The sequence below is a fragment of the Oceanimonas sp. CAM02 genome, from assembly GCF_032842915.1.
GTDB classification, from domain to species: Bacteria; Pseudomonadota; Gammaproteobacteria; order Enterobacterales; family Aeromonadaceae; genus Oceanimonas; species Oceanimonas smirnovii.
In genome coordinates, this window is sequence record NZ_JAWJBK010000029.1 from 272,492 (window position 1) to 290,441 (window position 17,950).

Below are 17,950 nucleotides of genomic sequence, written 5' to 3' on the forward strand. Positions count from 1 at the left end.
AACGGCGCTGTGAGTACAGCGCCGTTTTGTTCGTATGAAGCGGCAGTGGATATTACCCTTACAGGTAGGTTGGGACGAGTCCCAACATTCCGGCAGACGGCGAAAATGTTGTGAATTTGCTACGCTCATCGCCAACCTACGCAGCTTCCAGCTTTACTGTTGGGCGTCCAGATAGCGTTCGGCGTCCAGGGCGGCCATGCAGCCGGTGCCGGCAGAAGTGATGGCCTGACGATAAACGTGATCCATTACATCACCGGCGGCAAACACGCCTTCAATGCTGGTTTGGGTGGCGTTGCCGTGCAGACCGGACTGTACCTTGAGGTAGCCGTTTTCCATCTCCAGCTGCCCGGCAAAAATGCCGGTGTTGGGCTGATGGCCAATAGCAATAAAGACGCCGGCCACCGCCAGTTCTTCGGTGGCATCGGACTGAGTGTCTTTCAGGCGCACGCCGGTGACGCCCATGTCGTCGCCCAGCACTTCGTCCAGGGTGCGGTCGGTATGCAGAATAATGTTACCGTTGGCCACCTTGTCCATCAGCCGGTCGATCAGAATCTTCTCGGAACGGAACTGATCACGACGGTGAATAAGGTGCACCTCGGACGCAATGTTGGACAGATACAGGGCTTCTTCCACGGCGGTGTTGCCGCCGCCCACCACCGCGACTTTCTGGTTGCGGTAGAAAAAGCCGTCACAGGTCGCACAGGCCGACACGCCCCGGCCCTGAAATGCTTCTTCCGAAGGCAGTCCCAGATATTTGGCAGAGGCGCCGGTGGCAATGATCAGCGCATCACAGGTGTACTCACCACTGTCACCTTTCAGACGGAAGGGGCGCTGGGTCAGCTCCACGCTGTTAATGTGGTCAAACACGATTTCTGTTTCAAAACGTTCGGCATGTTCTTTCATACGCTCCATCAATGCCGGACCTGTCAGGCCTTCGGCATCACCGGGCCAGTTTTCTACCTCTGTAGTAGTGGTCAGCTGGCCACCTTGCTGAATACCGGTAACCAGCACCGGGCTCAGGTTGGCCCGGGCGGCATAAACGGCAGCGGTATAGCCGGCAGGGCCTGAGCCCAGAATAAGCAGTTTGGCGTGTTTGGCTTGACTCATGATTTCTCCAACCAGTGGCAAATGGGCGATAATTTTGGTTAACGATTGTAGGGGATTGAGAAAGGGGAATAAAGAACTGCAACCGTCTTTGCCGGCCTGCTGAATGTAAAATCATGACGGCAGCAAGTATAACGAATAGTTATGCAATATAACTTCATTATATTGGAATCTTATTTCAATTCTGGTTCAGGCCGGACAATATGCTGTATATCAAGGCCAATACACGCACTCTGGCGGTGTGCGCACCATAGGTGTGGCGCTATTTCAGCAGTATCCATGGCTTTCTCTGAGCCGGGTATTCGGTTGTCTGATTCAGGCTAAATCCCTGCCGCCTTCACCTAAAGTTATAATTTGACGCTTTTTTGTCGTTCCAGACAAACACTTGTGCTACCGGTTTCCTTTTTATCATGTTAAGCTTCTGTTCATTGCATTTTGTATATGTAATCAATAATTTCAGATTTTTATTTTAGTAAGGCGGTATGCCGTTTTTCACGGCTGTGACAGCGGTAACCGTTACACCTTCTGAGTTTGCACTCGAGTGGTGCCGATGCAGAAGAAGCCCAGAATCCAAAGTGGAATGTACCTAAAATGAGCCAAAGGATGGATGAAGTGTTGGATGCGAACAACCGCCCCTTAAAGGAACTCGACCGGATTGACCGCAACATACTTAACGAACTGCAGCAAGATGGCCGCATCTCCAATGTGGAGTTGTCCAAGCGCGTTGGACTGAGCCCTACTCCTTGTCTGGAGCGAGTGCGCCGGCTGGAGCGTCAGGGATACATTGAAGGCTATACCGCCATTCTTAACCCGCAGTTTCTTGATGCATCACTGCTGGTATTCGTGGAAATTACCCTGAACCGCGGCACACCCGATGTGTTTGACGAGTTCAATGACGCCGTGCAGAAGCTGGAAGAAATTCAGGAGTGTCACCTGGTATCCGGTGACTTTGACTACCTGCTGAAAACCCGGGTGGCCGATATGTCTGCCTACCGCAAGTTACTGGGGGAAACCCTGCTGCGTTTGCCCGGGGTGAATGACACCCGCACCTATGTGGTGATGGAAGAGGTGAAGCAGAGCAACCGGCTGGTAATCAATACCCGTTAAGCTGTGCTAAAGTATGCCGCTCTGGTATTTTGATGCCGGCGGGACGGGAAGATTATCATTCAGCGAGCGGCTCCGGCCGCTCGTTTGTCGTTGTATTAACCATGGTGACGACTTTTTCCGTCGTATTCCCCTGATATTCTGAGCACAATCATCACAACGAGGAGCGGACGTTTGGCGGAGAAAAAGCTGTTTACTCCCATGTCTGGTTTGCAGCGTCTTTTTGAGGCTGGGCTGATAGCCATCATTCTACTGGCCGTATTTATGATGCTGTCACTGGTGTCCTATCACCCGTCGGATCCGGGCTGGTCACAGACTGCCCGTGGCGCAGACATCAGTAACGCAGCCGGCCCTGCGGGAGCCTGGCTGGCCGACATTCTGCAGTTTGTATTCGGGTTCTCAGCCTATCTGCTGCCACCCTTTATGGTGTTTGTTGGCTGGATTACCCTGTGGCGGCCCAAGGGGCTGATCGACATCTGCTACCTGACCCTGAGCCTGCGTATCATCGGCTTTTTAATGGTGTTGCTCAGTTTGCTGGCGCTGGCCAGCATGAACATAGGTGACATCTATTATTTTTCAGCGGGTGGCCTGATAGGTGACATGCTGGCCGGTACCCTGAGTCCGGTATTTGGTACCCTGGGGACCACTCTGGTGTTGCTCTGTTGTCTGGCCACCGGCATTACTTTTTTTACCGGCTGGTCCTGGCTGCTGATTGTAGAGCGTCTGGGAGCCATGGTAATGGAAGCCCCCAACTGGCTGTCGACCTTGCCGGCACGCATCGCCGACTGGCAAACCCGCCGTCAGGGCGATGATGCGCCGGTGCCGGCCGCCGCAGTGCCTGCAGCTGCTCAGCCCCGTGATCCGGACGCTGCCAGGGCCGGCTTCAGTGGCTGGCAGCGCTTTCGTGAGCGCCTCGGCAAGCAGGACAGTGACAAGCATGATGACAATGAAGCCGGGCAGGATGATCCGCTGCTGGCTCCCATGCCTGAACCTTCCGCACGGCGCACTCTTATCAGTAAAAAAACGCCACCGCAGCGCCGGGAGCCGGTACTGCAGATGGCTGATGACGATGACAGCGAGCTGCCACTGGCCACGCTGGCCGAGAGCAACGGCTGGATGGATGATGACGACGATGACGAACTGGATTTGCCCTGGGCCGGTGAGGAAGACACACCAGCACCGGTTGCACAAAAGCCCGCCGCGGCACCGGCACCGGTATCCAGGCCCCGCAACAGTGAACTGACGACTTTGCCGGATGTGACGCTGCTGGATCCGCCCAAGCCACGTCAGCATGAAGTGAGTGAAGAAGAGCTGGAGCGCATTGCCCGGCTGGTGGAAGCCAAACTGGCTGACTATAACGTGCAGGCTAATGTGGTGGGCGTGTATCCGGGGCCTGTGATCACCCGCTTTGAACTGGATCTGGCCCCCGGAGTCAAGGTCAGCAAAATTACCAACCTGGCCCGGGATCTGGCCCGCTCCCTGTCTGCCATCAGCGTGCGGGTGGTGGAAGTGATCCCCGGCAAGCCTTATGTGGGACTGGAGCTGCCCAATACCCGCCGTGAAACCGTCTATTTGCGGGAGGTGATTGACAGCGACCTGTTTCACAGCAGTAAGCACCCGCTTACCATGGTGCTGGGGCAGGACATAGCCGGCGATCCTGTGGTGGTGAATCTGGCCAAAATGCCTCACGTGCTGGTGGCCGGTACCACCGGCTCGGGCAAGTCGGTGGGGGTGAACGTCATGATACTGTCCATGCTGTTCAAGGCCACGCCGGAAGAAGTGCGTTTTATCATGATCGACCCCAAAATGCTGGAGCTGTCGGTGTATGAGGGTATTCCCCATCTGCTTACCGAAGTGGTCACCGACATGAAGGAAGCGGCCAATGCCCTGCGTTGGTGCGTGGGCGAGATGGAACGCCGCTACAAGCTGATGTCGGCCATGGGAGTGCGTAACCTCAAGGGCTTCAACACCAAGGTACAGGACGCCATTGATGCCGGAGAACCTTTGCGGGATCCGCTGTGGCAGCCCACTCAGTCCATGGACACTTATCCGCCAGCGCTGGAAAAGCTGCCCCATATTGTGGTGGTGATCGACGAATTTGCCGACATGATGATGATAGTGGGCAAAAAGGTGGAAGAGCTGATTGCCCGTATCGCCCAGAAGGCCCGGGCGGCCGGTATTCATCTGGTGCTGGCCACTCAGCGCCCGTCGGTGGATGTGATCACCGGTCTTATCAAGGCCAACATACCCACCCGTATGTCTTTCCAGGTGTCGAGCAAAATCGATTCCCGCACCATTCTCGATCAGCAGGGGGCCGAATCCTTGCTGGGCATGGGGGATATGCTTTATTTACCGGCCGGCGACAGCAACCCCACTCGTGTGCATGGGGCCTTTGTGGATGACCATGAGGTACACAAGGTGGTGGCGGCCTGGAAGGAGCGGGGCGAGCCGGATTATATTGAAGATATTCTTAACGGCGATGTGGGGGCCGACGGCCTTCTGCCCGGTGAAGCGCCGGAAGGCGGTGATGGCGAACTGGACGAGTTATTTGATCATGCGGTGGCTTTTGTCGCTGAGACGCGCCGCGGCTCTACCTCCAGTGTGCAGCGCAAGTTCAAGATAGGCTATAACAGGGCTGCCCGCATTATCGAGCAGATGGAAGCCCAGGGCATTGTCAGCCCGGCGGGCAGCAACGGCCAACGAGAAGTGCTGGCACCACCGCCGGCCAGGGGATAACCAATGAAAAAAGTAATAATGGCAGGAATGATGCTGTGGTCTGCCAGCACTCAGGTGCTGGCGGACGCAGCGACGGATCTGCAACAGAAGCTGTCGGCGCTGGGGCGCTTTTCTGCCGATTTTACTCAGCAGGTCTACGATGAAAGCGGTGAGCCCATGCAGACTGCCGAGGGCAGCATGCAGCTGGCGCGGCCGGACCGCTTTCGCTGGCACACCACCTCGCCCGACGAGAGCCTGATTGTGTCTGACGGCACCGATGTGTGGATGTACGACCCCTTTGTGGAGCAGGTGAGCATCCTGCCTTTGGAGCAGGCGGTGCAGAACACGCCGTTTTTGCTGATCTCCGGTGGCGATAAGGCCCGCTGGCAGAACTATCGCATCAGTGAGCAGAATGACACTTATGTGGTGACCAGCAAGGATCCGGCGGAGCTTATTCAGCGCTTTACGCTGCGCTTTGATAATCAGGGCCGGCTGGCGCGTTTTACCGTGGTGGAGTCCGGCGGCCAGCGTAGCGAATTTACCCTGAGTGAATTTAATACCAGCCCTGAGCTTGCCGCCAACGCCTTTCGTTTTACCCCGCCGGCGGGCGTTATGGTGGACGATCAGCGCTGAGGTGGCATGAGCCCGGCATGCAAAGCGACAGCGGGGTTGCGCTACGCCGACACGCTTCAAGCCCCTCCATGGGACGCTCGTCAAATGCCTTTCCTGGCATTTGACGGTCGGCTTCGGCAATCCCCGCTGCCGCTTCGTGTCGCCGACGAAAGTGCATTATGCAGCAAACGGCACTTTGTTTTATGTGGATGAAATACCATGAGTACCCTGAGTCTGGACTTTGAGCAGGACGACTTTCGGCCGCTGGCGGCACGGATGCGTCCGGCGCGCATTGAACAATATCTGGGCCAGCAGCACATTCTGGGGCCGGGCAAGCCCCTGCGCCGGGCGCTTGAAAGCGGTCACTGTCATTCCATGATTTTGTGGGGGCCGCCGGGTACAGGTAAAACCACGCTGGCGGAGCTGGTGGCCCACTACTGCGATGCCCAGGTGGAGCGGGTCTCGGCGGTGACCTCGGGGGTGAAGGACATTCGCGCCGCCATCGAGCGCGCCCGGGAGTACAAGCTGGCGGGCCGGCGTACTATTTTGTTTGTGGACGAGGTGCACCGCTTCAACAAGTCTCAGCAGGATGCTTTTCTGCCCCATATTGAAGACGGCACCGTCACCTTTATTGGTGCCACCACCGAAAACCCTTCTTTTGAACTGAACAATGCATTGCTGTCCCGGGCCCGGGTCTACTTGCTCAAGCGTCTGGAAACCGCCGATGTGGAAGCCATGATCGAGCAGGCGCTGAACGATGAACGCGGTCTGGCGGGACAGGGTATCAAGCTTGCCGACGGCGTTCAGCGGGCACTGGCAGAGCTGGTGGACGGCGACGGCCGCAAGGCGCTCAACTATCTGGAGCTGCTGGCGGACATGGCCGGGGAGCACAACGGTGAGCGCTGTATCGACAAGGCATTGCTGGCGGAAGTGACCGGCGAGCGGCTGGCCCGGTTCGATAATCAGGGCGACCTGTATTACGATCTGATCTCCGCCATTCACAAGTCCATTCGTGGCTCTAATCCCGATGCGGGTCTGTACTGGTATGCCCGCATGATCACGGCTGGCTGCGATCCGCTTTATATTGCCCGCCGGCTGCTGGCCATTGCTTCGGAAGATGTCGGCCTGGCCGATCCCAAGGCCATGGAGGTGGCGCTGGCAGCCTGGGACTGCTTTACCCGGGTGGGGCCGGCAGAAGGGGAGCGGGCCATTGCCCAGGCCATTGTTTATCTGGCCTGCGCGCCCAAGAGTAACGCCCTTTACACCGCCTGGAAGGCGGCGCTGCAGGATGCCCGCGAGCTGCCCGATTTTGAGGTGCCGGTGCATTTACGCAACGCCCCCACCAAACTGATGAAAGCGCTGGGCCATGGTGCCGAATACCGCTATGCCCATAACGAGCCGGGTGCTTATGCCGCCGGCGAAACCTATCTGCCCGAAGCCATGATGGGGCGGCGCTATTATATGCCCAACGAGCGGGGCTTTGAGCAGAAAATTCAGGCCAAGCTCGATTACCTCAGCCAGCTTGACCAACAGGCCAAAGGTGGTTCCTGAACAAAGCAGCTGCGCTCAGGATCTGCGTTCTTGGCCCGTTGCGGCCGATGCTGATAAACTGTAGCAGAACTCATTTAACCCCTTTGGCGTGCAAACGCATCACACGAATTTAAGGTAACTCATGCTGGATCCCAAATATCTGCGCGGCGATATCGACGACACGGCGGCGCGGCTGGCAAGCCGTGGTTTCACCCTTGATACGGCTCTGTTCAACCGGCTGGAAGAGCAGCGTAAAACCCTGCAGGCCCGCACTCAGGAGCTGCAGGCGGAGCGCAACGCCCGCTCCAAGGCCATTGGTCAGGCGGCCCGTAACGGCGAAGACATAGCGCCTCTGAAAGCCGCCGTGACTGCCATCAACGACGAGCTCGACAGCTGCAAGGTCACCCTGGATGAGCTGCTGAACGAGATTCAGGACTTTTGTGCCGCCATTCCCAACCTGCCTCACGAGTCGGTGCCGGTGGGCAAGAACGAAGACGACAACGTTACCGTGCGCAGCTGGGGCGAGCCCACACAACTGGGTTTTGAGCCCAAGGACCATGTGGCGCTGGGCGAAGCCCTGGCGGGGATTGATTTTGAAGGCGCGGTAAAACTGTCGGGCTCGCGCTTTGTGATCATGCAGGGCCAGATAGCCCGCATGCACCGAGCACTGGCCCAGTTTATGCTGGATCTGCATACCACAGAGCATGGCTACACCGAATGTTATGTACCTTATCTGGTCAATAGTGACAGCCTGTACGGCACCGGCCAGCTGCCCAAATTCTCGGCAGATCTGTTCCACACCGCCATTGAAGGCGAGGGCGATGACGAGGGCAAGGTACGCCGTTTCTCGCTGATCCCCACGTCGGAAGTGCCGCTGACCAATATGGCCCGCAACGAGATCTTCGAGGCGGCCCAGCTGCCCATGAAGCTCACCGCTCACACCCCCTGCTTCCGCTCTGAAGCCGGCTCCTACGGCCGTGATACCCGTGGGCTTATTCGCATGCACCAGTTCGACAAGGTGGAAATGGTGCAGCTGGTGCACCCCGACACCTCATGGGATGCGCTGGAAGAAATGACCGGCCACGCCGAAAAGGTGCTGCAGCGTCTGGAGCTGCCCTATCGGGTGATGGCGCTGTGCACTGGTGATATGGGCTTTGGTGCCGCCAAAACCTACGATCTGGAAGTCTGGCTGCCGGCCCAGAACACCTACCGTGAAATTTCGTCCGTATCCAACTGTGGTGACTTTCAGGCCCGTCGCATGCAGGCACGGGTGCGTGGTGCCGACGGCAAGCCGCAGCTGCTGCACACCCTGAACGGCTCCGGCCTGGCGGTGGGCCGCACCCTGGTGGCGGTGCTGGAAAACTACCAGCAGGCAGACGGCCGCATTCGTGTGCCGGACGTGCTCAAACCCTATATGGGCGGGCTGGAGTTTATTGGCTGAGTTGGTTTTTCAGTTAACCAAGCCGGGGTCTGACCCCGGTTTTTTTATGCCTGAAAAATATAAATTCGTTTTAACTCGGTTTCTGATGATGTGATCTCACCGTGAAATGGCCATATTGCAATGTATAAAACTGTTGGCTAACTAACCTTTGGCATCATATTTTGTTGAGTGTGTTAACGTCATGTGTATAATCCACCGGAATTTTTAACCTGGCCGGCATATACGGTTACTTATAACTTTTGTTATGAAGTATTGTGCTGTCGGTGCCTGCGTCTATCCCGATGGAGAATTTCGACATGACGTCATCCTCAACCCGCTGTGATGGTAATCAACGCCAGCAGCCAGCCCCTAACAAAGGCGGCTTCACCCGCTTTCTCGATACGGTAGAGTGGCTGGGTAACCTGTTACCCCATCCCATTACCCTGTTTGCCATCTTCTGTGCCGTCATTTTGCTGGCATCCGGTGTGGCTGGTTATTTTGAAGTGAGCGTGGCGGATCCCCGGCCGGAAGGTGCCCCGGGCCGGGCCGCCGATGGCATGATTACCGTGGTCAGCCTGCTTAACGGCGAAGGGCTGGCGCGCATTGTAGGCAGTCTGGTGAGCAACTTTACTGGTTTCGCTCCTCTTGGCACCGTGCTAGTGGCGCTGCTGGGCGTCGGTGTGGCCGAGCATTCCGGACTGCTGTCGGCAGCCATGCGGGCGCTGGTGATGAATGCTTCACGGCGTATGGTTACCGTGACCGTAGTATTTGCCGGTATTGTTTCCAATACTGCGGCTGAGCTTGGTTATGTCGTCTTGATCCCGCTGGCGGCCATGATTTTCCATTCCCTCGGTCGTCATCCGCTGGCCGGTCTGGCAGCGGCCTTTGCCGGTGTGTCCGGCGGCTACAGTGCCAACCTATTGTTGGGTACAGTCGATCCGCTGTTGTCAGGCATTACTCAAACCGCCGCTCGCATCATTGACCCTGTCTATGTGGTAGGGCCCGAAGTGAATTGGTATTTCATGTTTATCAGCACCTTTGTGATTTCCATTCTGGGTGCGCTGGTAACGGAAAAACTGGTGGAGCCCAAGCTGGGAACATATCGCAGTGAAGAGGCTGGGGATCTCAGTGAAAACCAGGACATGGGCAGGGTAACGTCAGCGGAAAAGCGCGCTCTCAAGGGAGCCGGTCTGGCGGCCCTGGCGGTGTGTGCTGTGCTGGCGTTGACCATAGTGCCCGAGAGCGGTGTATTACGGCATCCGGTGACCGGAGCCGTGGCCGGCTCGCCGTTCCTTAAAGGCATAGTGGTATTTATTTTTGTGTTTTTTGCCATTCCGGGCTTTGTGTACGGCCGCATGATGGGCACCATGAAAAGTGACCGGGACGTGATTGATGCCATGTCTAAAAGCATGAGCTCCATGGGCATGTACATAGTACTGGTGTTCTTTGCCGCCCAGTTTGTGGCTTTTTTCAGCTGGACCAACTTTGGTACTGTCATTGCGGTGCAGGGTGCTACTCTGCTGCAGAGCCTGGGGCTGACCGGCCCTGTACTGTTGCTGTGCTTTATTGTTGTCTGTGGCTTTATCAATTTGATGATAGGCTCAGCCTCGGCTCAGTGGGCAGTAACGGCACCGATTTTTGTACCCATGCTGATGCTGGTGGGCTACTCGCCGGAGGTAGTACAGGCGGCCTATCGCATTGGTGACTCCACTACCAATATCATTACCCCCATGATGAGCTACTTCGGCTTGATCATGGCAGTGGCCACCCGTTACAAGAAAGACATGGGCATAGGCACCCTGATGGCCATGATGCTGCCTTACTCCATGGTATTTATTGTGGGCTGGTCTGTGCTCTTCTATCTGTGGGTATTTGTATTTGGTCTGCCGGTAGGGCCGGGAGCGACTACCTATTACAACGGTCTTTAACATCGTATAAAGTGCCGGATCCGGTGCGATGTGTTTCGCACCGGTGCTCATCTTTGTTCAGCGGTTAGTTTGATATTGAATGAACTTTATCCGCTTTTTCGTCGCCTTTTACCAAACGTGTTTGATAGAATGCGCGGCAATCAGGAGGGCTTCGGCACTAACATGATGGTTTGGATAGATTTTGTAATACTCGGCATTATCGGCCTGTCGGCCCTCATCAGCCTGGTCCGCGGCTTCGTCAAGGAAGCCATGTCACTCGCCACCTGGGTGGCTGCTTTTTTTATTGCCAGTCGCTTTTATGCCGACCTGGCAGTATTTCTCGATATCAAAGACCCGCTTTTTCGCAATGGGGCTGCCATTGCCATTTTGTTTGTGCTTACCCTGATCCTGGGTGCTCTGGTCAACTACATTATCGGCGAGCTGGTCACCCGCACCGGCCTGTCGGGCACTGATCGAGTGCTGGGCGTCTGTTTTGGCGCCGTGCGTGGCGTTTTTATTGTGGCCGCGCTGCTGCTGTTAACCGATACCATGACTGCTTTTTCCCACAGCCCGTGGTGGAAGGAGTCGGTACTCATTCCCGAGTTTGGCATCGTTATTCAGTGGTTTTTTAATATGCTGCAGAATTCATCCAGCTTCTTACCCCCCAAGCTATAGTAATTCGAGGAAATTTTCACATGTGTGGGATAGTCGGTATACAAGGTACGACCCCGGTCAACCAGGCGCTTTACGACGCGCTCACAGTGCTTCAGCACAGAGGACAGGATGCCGCCGGCATCGTGACCATCTCCGGTAACAACTTCCGTCAGCGCAAGGCCAATGGGCTGGTCCGGGATGTGTTTGAAGAGCGTCACATGGAGCGTCTTATCGGAAACGTCGGCATTGGTCATGTGCGCTATCCCACCGCCGGCAGCAGCAGTGTGGCTCAGGCTCAGCCTTTTTATGTGAACTCTCCCTTTGGTATTGCGCTGGCCCACAACGGCAATCTGACCAATGCCGCCGAGCTGAAGGAAGAGCAGTTCCGGGTAGCCCGACGTCATATCAACACCACCTCTGATTCTGAGGTATTGATTAACGTACTGGCTCATGAGTTGGATCAGCAGACTCAAAAGCTGCACCTGGAGCCGGAGCATGTGTTTGCTGCGGTAGCCAAAATACATGAAAAGGTTCGCGGCGCGTATGCTGCCGTTGCAGTGATCATCGGCCACGGCATGGTGGCGTTCCGCGATCCCAACGGCATTCGTCCGCTGGTACTGGGTAAACGTGATGCTGAAGACGGCAGCACCGAGTATATGGTGGCCTCGGAAAGTGTGGCGCTGGATGCGGTAGGCTTTGAGCTGGTACGCGATGTAGCGCCTGGTGAAGCGGTTTATATTACCGAGCAGAATGAGCTCTTTACCGAGCAGTGCGCCGCTGAGCCCGAGCACAACTCCTGTATTTTTGAATATGTATACTTTGCCCGCCCGGACTCCTTTATTGATAAGGTCTCTGTCTATGCTGCCCGTGTGCGTATGGGGCAGAAGCTGGGTGCCAAAATTGCCCGTGAGTGGGAAGACCTGAACATTGATGTGGTGATTCCCATTCCGGAAACGTCCTGCGACATCGCCCTGGAAATTGCCCACAATCTTCAGCTGCCTTATCGCCAGGGTTTTGTGAAAAACCGCTATATCGGCCGTACCTTTATTATGCCCGGTCAGCAGCAGCGCCGGCAGTCGGTGCGCCGCAAGCTGAATGCCATTCCGTCGGAATTTGCCGGCAAGAATGTACTGCTGGTGGATGACTCCATCGTACGCGGCACTACCTCCGAGCAGATCATTGAAATGGCCCGGGATGCGGGAGCCAAGAAGGTGTATTTTGCTTCGGCTGCCCCGGAAATCCGTTTTCCCAACGTGTACGGCATCGATATGCCTTCCGTCAACGAGCTGATCGCTTATGGCCGCGAGTCGGATGAGATTTGCAAGCTGATTGGCGCCGACGGCCTGATTTTTCAGGATCTGGAAGACCTGGAAGATGCGGTGCGTTATTTCAATCCCGAGCTGCGCCGCTTTGAAACCTCCGTGTTTACCGGCGAATACGTGACTCAGGATGTTAACCAGGAATATCTGGATGCCCTGAACGCCTTGCGTAACGATACTGCCAAACAGCAGGACTGCATCGACAACAGTCATCTGGAAATATATAACGAAGGTCAGTCCTGACCATAAGAAAGCCGGGGAGTTCCCCGGCTTTTAATGCCATCAGCAGAGGGTCAGTGAGTATAGATGGGGCCCAGCCCCCAGCTCCATACAATGACCGAGCCCACCATAATACACACCAGCAAAACCAGCCCGCAGGTCACCACAGAGCTTGCATAGATAAAGCCCCGCTCCTCAGGAATGTGCATGATAATGGGGACACCGGAATACAGCAGATAGACCGAGTAGGCCAGCCCAGCCAGACCCACCAGCATCAGGAATATCGGCTCGGGATAAAGCACAGCAAGCCCTGTCATAAACAGGGGGGTGGCAGTGTAGGCAGCCAGCTCCAGACTTTGGGTAAAGGTAGGACTGGCACCAAAGGTCTTGGCCATCCAGAAAGTGAGGTAGGCGAGCGCAAACACACCGGCAATTAAGGTGAAGTACATGCCCACTGACATGAACAGGGCGCTGCCCGTGGTCATCATGATGGTGTTCTGGGTGCCAAAGTGCCAGCCAATCAGGGTGGCAGAGATAAAAGTACAGACTGAAGGGATCAGAGCGATGAACGCCAGATGGGTCAGGCTGTAAGACAGGCTTTCATGGTGGTCGTCTATGGTATGCCACTCATCCTTGGGGTGGGCATACAAACCCCAGATGTGGTTCAAAATCATGGCTCTTTCCCCCAAATTCATTAAAGCCGGCTGGCTTGATAGCAGCGAGTGCAATGAGTTTGCGTTATCCCGCCTCTGGTTAGTTATTGGTCACGCATTGACTGGCGTCAAGTTTTTCTACGTATAAACCACAATAATCAGTTTTCGCTAATTTAAAATCCCTGCCAGCAGAGAGGATTGCTTAGGGAGCATCAGCCTTGTCTGATAAACTGCGTGTTTTGTGGCTTTGACCCGCAATATCAGCCGTAAGTGCTGGTGACTTTATGCGGTTCATACTATGTTTTTTCATCCTTTGTCACCGTTTGAGACACATGCTCATCACCGTTATGCAACAGGCCGTTATTCTGCTGGCCATGGGCTGGGCCCTGACGCTGAATATGCGCAAGGCTCGCCATCATCCTCATTTGCAAGTGTTTACTACCGGCTTCTGGTTCGGGCTGGCTGCGCTGGTATGTATGCTGCAGCCTTTTCATGTGGCCCCCGGCGTGTTGCTGGATGCGCGCAATGGCGTGCTGTTTGTGGCAGGCCTGTTTGGTGGTCCGGTATCAGCAGGCATGGCAGCCCTGATTGCCGGTCTGTTCCGGTATGGTATTGGCGGCGACGGTGCGTTCACCGGCACGGTGAATATCGTGCTGTCGGTGCTGCTGGGGCTTGGCTTTCGCTATGGTGTGAACCGTCAGTGGCTGAAGGTTAACATTTTTCATTTGTTGCCGGTGACGCTGCTGCTGCATACCAGTACGCTGGCAGTCATCGCCAGCCTGCTCAACGTGCAGGACAGGCTGACGTTGCTTGCCTACTTGTGGCCTTTTCTCGCAGTGATGGTGCCGTTGACGGTGATTCTTGCGCTTATTCTGCAAGATGCGGCTCTCAGGCAGCAGGAGCAGGACAGGCTCAAGAGCAGCGAGTCCCGGTTACGGGCCATTACTTCCGCCTTGCCTGATTTGATGTTTGTGATGGATGAAGATGGTCGGTACCTGGAAGCCATGGCATCCAATGCGTCCCTGCTTTATCCGGTCAATGACAGTGTCATTGGCAGACGAGTACACGACTTGTTTGAGCCGGTGCAGGCAAACCGCTTTGTCGCCTTTATCCGTCAAACACTTAACAGCCAGAAAACTCAGCGGCTTGAATATGAGCTTAATACTCACGACGGAATGCGTATATTTGAAAGTCAGGCGCAGGTGATGGACAGGGGAGAGGGCAGTAAGCCCGCCGTCGTGATCCTTACCCGTGATATTACCCAGCGCCTGCAGAATGAAACGGAGCTGCGTATTGCCGCCACTGCTTTTGAAGGTTTTGAAGGCATGATGATTACCGATGCCGACCAAAAAATATTACGGGTAAACCGTGCCTTTACCGACATTACCGGTTTCAGCAGCGACGACGTAATTGGCAAAACGCCGTCCATTCTCAGCTCGGGCCAGCATAGCCGGGACTTTTATCAGCACATGTGGCAAAGCATTAACGAGCATAACCACTGGCAGGGCGAGATTATCAACAAGCGCAAGTCTGGCCAGGTTTATCCGCAGTGGCTGTCTGTAAGTGCGGTACGGGATAAACACCAGCATATTACCCATTATGTGGCGTCCATTACCGACATTACCCAACAGAAGAAAGACGCAGAACGTATCAACCATCTGGCCTTTTATGATGAAGTGACCGGCTTGCCCAACCGTCGTTTTTTACATGAACGTCTGCAGCACTACCTGTCCGGAGAGAGGCAGGAAAGTGCCGGCCTGATTTTTATTGATCTGGATAATTTCAAGGCCATTAATGATCTCTGGGGGCTGCCGGTGGGTGACGAACTGCTGCGCCAGGCTGCCCGCCGCCTGAGCCGGCCGTTGCGCCAGCAAGATATGGTTGCCCGCCTGGGCGGCGATGAGTTTGTGGTACTGCTATCCGGCTTACCCACTGAGCAAGCCGCCGCCGCCACCGAGCTGGAAGCAGCCGGGCTCAGGTTACTGGCATTACTGGAGCAGGCCTACACTCATGACGGCCATCAGCTCAAATGCAGTGCCAGCCTGGGGGTGGTACTGCTTAATGACTCAAGCGCGACCGCCGACGAGCTGGTACAACAGGCAGAGCTGGCCATGTATGACGCCAAGTCTGGCGGCCGGGGCAAGCTGCGCTTTTTTGATCCGAAAATGCAGGAAGCGGTAGCCCAGCGTTTACTGCTGCAGCAGGATATCAGTCGTGGTCTGGATCATGGTGAGTTTATTGCTTACTTTCAGCCTCAGTTTGACTATCAGGGGCATATCACCGGCGCTGAAGCGCTGGCCCGCTGGCAACACCCTGAGCAGGGCTTGCTGGCACCGGGGGCGTTTATTGAAGTAGCCGAGCAGGCCGGTCTGATGAACCGTATCGACAGAGAGGTATTGCACCACGCCTGCTCTTACATGGCTGCCTGGGCGGAGCTGTCTGCAGCAACCAGTTTTACCCTGTCGGTGAATATCAGTGCTGCCCGTTTGTATCAGCCAGAGTTTATTGATGATGTGTTAGCCATATTCAGGCAGACCGGCGTCGATCCTGCACGGATAAAGCTGGAAATTACCGAGTCGATGCTGCTGAATGATATGCCGATGGCGATTGGGCGCATGCAGATACTGAAACAGCACGGCGTACGTTTTGCCATTGATGATTTTGGGACCGGCTATTCTTCGTTGCTGTATCTGCAGCAGTTGCCTCTGGATCAGCTGAAAATTGATCAGTCTTTTGTGCGGGCTCTGCCCGATAACAACAGCCTGAATATTATTAAAGCGATTATTGCGCTGGCTCACAGTCTTAAGCTGGAAGTTATCGCGGAAGGGGTGGAAACCGAAGCCCAGCGCCAATTACTCTATCAGCATGGCTGTGAACACTATCAGGGCTATCTGCTGGCCAGGCCCAAGCCGGCAGACCAGCTGGAAGCCCGGCTACAACAGCAGTTATGCACCCGGGTCAGCTAGCACGGCTCTGTTACGCCCCTGTTGTTTGGCCTGATACAAGGCCTTGTCGGCACGCTTGAGGGCGTCTGTTATGGAGTCTGCCGGACCACAATAAGTAACGCCCAGCGAAATGCTGATATGACCTACCAGCTCAATTGAGGTCGCCTGCACCTGGTGTCGCAGCCGCTCTGCTACGTCCAGTGCATTGCTGGCGCTGGTACCTGGCAGAAATATCATAAACTCTTCGCCACCGCTGCGGCACAGCACATCATTGCGACGAGCCTGATGCTGCATAATGCCGGCCAGCTGTCTGATGACCTGGTCACCACTGTCATGACCAAACCGATCATTCACACTCTTAAAGTGATCAATATCCAGTGCGATCAGAGAAAATGGCACCTGTTCTTTCTGAAAATGATCCAACGCCTGCTGCATCCCCCTGCGGTTCAGCAAGCCGGTGAGGGCATCGGTATGGCTGTCGGTATGTAACTGGTGAATGCGCTCATTCAGCAGTCCGATGCCACGCAGTATGGCCTGTTTAAGCTGGGCCGCCTCAAAATACCAGGAAGACACACCGGTAATATCCGTTTGAGCGCTTTGTCGGTTCATCAGGCCGGCGGAGGTAGCCAGTTGCCGCAGTGGCTGTGAAATAAACAGGGCCGACAGCCAGATACCGGCCAGGGTCAGCAGCCCGACGGGGACGCTTTTCAGCACTACCTGTAACAGATGCTCTTTGATGCCCGCCAGAGTGGCGGCCTTTGGCCGCTGGGCCACTATGCCCCAGCCAGTGCTGTTAACCGGTGCAAAGCCGGCCAGCATATCGGTTCCTGCGGAATTTACCACCTGATGTGCATGTTCCTGTCCTTGCAGTACTTCATCTATGGCCGGATTACCGCTGACGCGTTCGCCAATACGGGCAGGATCAGGGTGATAAATCAGTGTTTTGTTACGATCAACCACATACAGGTAAGAGCCATCCTGGTAGTAATGCCTGCCGAGTAACTCTCCCAGCATATTGCTTTGTTTCAGGTAAATGGTGCCGGAAATATACCCGAGATACTCACCGCTGGCGGCAAACACCGGGTGTGACAGACTGACAATATAATTCCCTGACGGTGATACAAAGGGATCTGTAATGAGTGGTGCCCTGGCTTTTAAGGACTGCAGGGCACTGGCAGAACTGAGCCTGAGCCCCTTAACCTGCAAGGTATCCGGTGAGGTGGCCACAATTCCCCCTTTTGCATTAACCACAACCACCGAGTTAAAGGTATTTGTTTGCTCATGCAGCCGGCGCGCTTCCGCCATCAGGGCTGATTCATCGTTCATTCGGGTGACCAGCTCAGCAGCACTATAAGCCAGCTGCTGCCGGGTAGAGTGAATCACACTGTCCGTTACTTCTGCCAGTTTAGCCGCATAGGCCCGGTTGGCCTCCAGCGTGTTGTTGATAAGCAGGGTACGCTGTACCTCGTAGGTGGCATAAAACGTATTGAACAGGGTGATCACTACGCTGAAGATAGCCATGGCCAGCATTAAATTACGAAGGTTTAGCCGGGGCAGGGGACGGAAGGGCATTAATACTGAACCTATGAACGGGCGTTATTTGAGCCTGATGATAATCTGACAGGGATACTAATGAAATTTGCCCGCTGTGGCCACCCTGGCTGACCTTGTATGATAAATATTGGTATGACCAGCCTGCCGGCAACAGAAGAGAAAACCCGGATTACCAAAACAAAAAGGCCCCTTGCGGGGCCTTTCCAATCGATTG

Annotated in this window: 12 protein-coding genes; 9 read left to right on the top strand and 3 right to left on the bottom strand. The window is 55.4% G+C overall.

The features are described from left to right. Positions 1-153 precede the first annotated feature (153 nt). Entirely contained in the window at positions 154-1,107 is a 954-nt protein-coding gene (gene trxB, locus R0I78_RS10535) for a thioredoxin-disulfide reductase (RefSeq protein WP_019935521.1), read from the bottom strand. Between the two features lie 600 nt (positions 1,108-1,707). Between trxB and lrp the strand changes: the two genes are divergently transcribed. The 8 genes from lrp (at position 1,708) to purF (ending at position 12,608) form a co-directional block, all read left to right on the top strand. Beyond that, the gene (gene lrp, locus R0I78_RS10540) at positions 1,708-2,211 is read left to right on the top strand and encodes a leucine-responsive transcriptional regulator Lrp (RefSeq protein ID WP_019935522.1); all 504 of its coding nucleotides are present in this window, start codon (positions 1,708-1,710) and stop codon (positions 2,209-2,211) included. Between the two features lie 171 nt (positions 2,212-2,382). Then, a complete protein-coding gene (locus R0I78_RS10545) occupies positions 2,383-4,944 on the top strand; it encodes a DNA translocase FtsK (RefSeq protein ID WP_317075280.1) in 2,562 nt (853 codons plus the stop codon). Between the two features lie 3 nt (positions 4,945-4,947). Next, complete coding sequence (gene lolA, locus R0I78_RS10550) at positions 4,948-5,556, top strand: outer membrane lipoprotein chaperone LolA (RefSeq protein ID WP_317075281.1); 609 nt, start codon at positions 4,948-4,950, stop codon at positions 5,554-5,556. Positions 5,557-5,754: 198 nt separating this feature from the next. Further along, positions 5,755-7,086, top strand: a complete 1,332-nt coding sequence (locus R0I78_RS10555; RefSeq protein WP_019935525.1) for a replication-associated recombination protein A — start codon at positions 5,755-5,757, stop codon at positions 7,084-7,086. 121 nt (positions 7,087-7,207) lie between these two features. After that, positions 7,208-8,506: a serine--tRNA ligase gene (gene serS / locus R0I78_RS10560; protein WP_317075282.1), complete on the top strand. Its 1,299-nt coding sequence runs from the start codon at positions 7,208-7,210 to the stop codon at positions 8,504-8,506. Between the two features lie 296 nt (positions 8,507-8,802). Further along, positions 8,803-10,413 carry an AbgT family transporter gene (locus tag R0I78_RS10565; protein WP_317075283.1) on the top strand — a complete coding sequence of 537 codons (1,611 nt, stop codon included), beginning with the start codon at positions 8,803-8,805 and terminating at the stop codon, positions 10,411-10,413. Between the two features lie 165 nt (positions 10,414-10,578). Continuing rightward, complete coding sequence (locus R0I78_RS10570) at positions 10,579-11,067, top strand: CvpA family protein (protein ID WP_026344893.1); 489 nt, start codon at positions 10,579-10,581, stop codon at positions 11,065-11,067. Between the two features lie 20 nt (positions 11,068-11,087). Next, positions 11,088-12,608 carry an amidophosphoribosyltransferase gene (gene purF / locus R0I78_RS10575; protein ID WP_026344894.1) on the top strand — a complete coding sequence of 507 codons (1,521 nt, stop codon included), beginning with the start codon at positions 11,088-11,090 and terminating at the stop codon, positions 12,606-12,608. 50 nt (positions 12,609-12,658) lie between these two features. Here the strand turns inward: purF and R0I78_RS10580 are convergent, their stop codons facing one another. Beyond that, positions 12,659-13,258 carry a Yip1 family protein gene (locus R0I78_RS10580; protein WP_019935530.1) on the bottom strand — a complete coding sequence of 200 codons (600 nt, stop codon included), beginning with the start codon at positions 13,256-13,258 and terminating at the stop codon, positions 12,659-12,661. A gap of 311 nt (positions 13,259-13,569) precedes the next feature. Here R0I78_RS10580 and R0I78_RS10585 point away from each other — a divergent pair, with 311 nt between their 5' ends. Then, the gene (locus R0I78_RS10585; protein ID WP_317075284.1) at positions 13,570-16,203 is read left to right on the top strand and encodes an EAL domain-containing protein; all 2,634 of its coding nucleotides are present in this window, start codon (positions 13,570-13,572) and stop codon (positions 16,201-16,203) included. On the opposite strand, the gene R0I78_RS10590 is transcribed toward R0I78_RS10585, so the two are convergent. Further along, positions 16,183-17,754, bottom strand: a complete 1,572-nt coding sequence (locus R0I78_RS10590) for a sensor domain-containing diguanylate cyclase (protein ID WP_317075285.1) — start codon at positions 17,752-17,754, stop codon at positions 16,183-16,185. The two genes, R0I78_RS10585 and R0I78_RS10590, sit on opposite strands and share 21 nt — an antisense overlap. Positions 17,755-17,950: the final 196 nt, after the last annotated feature.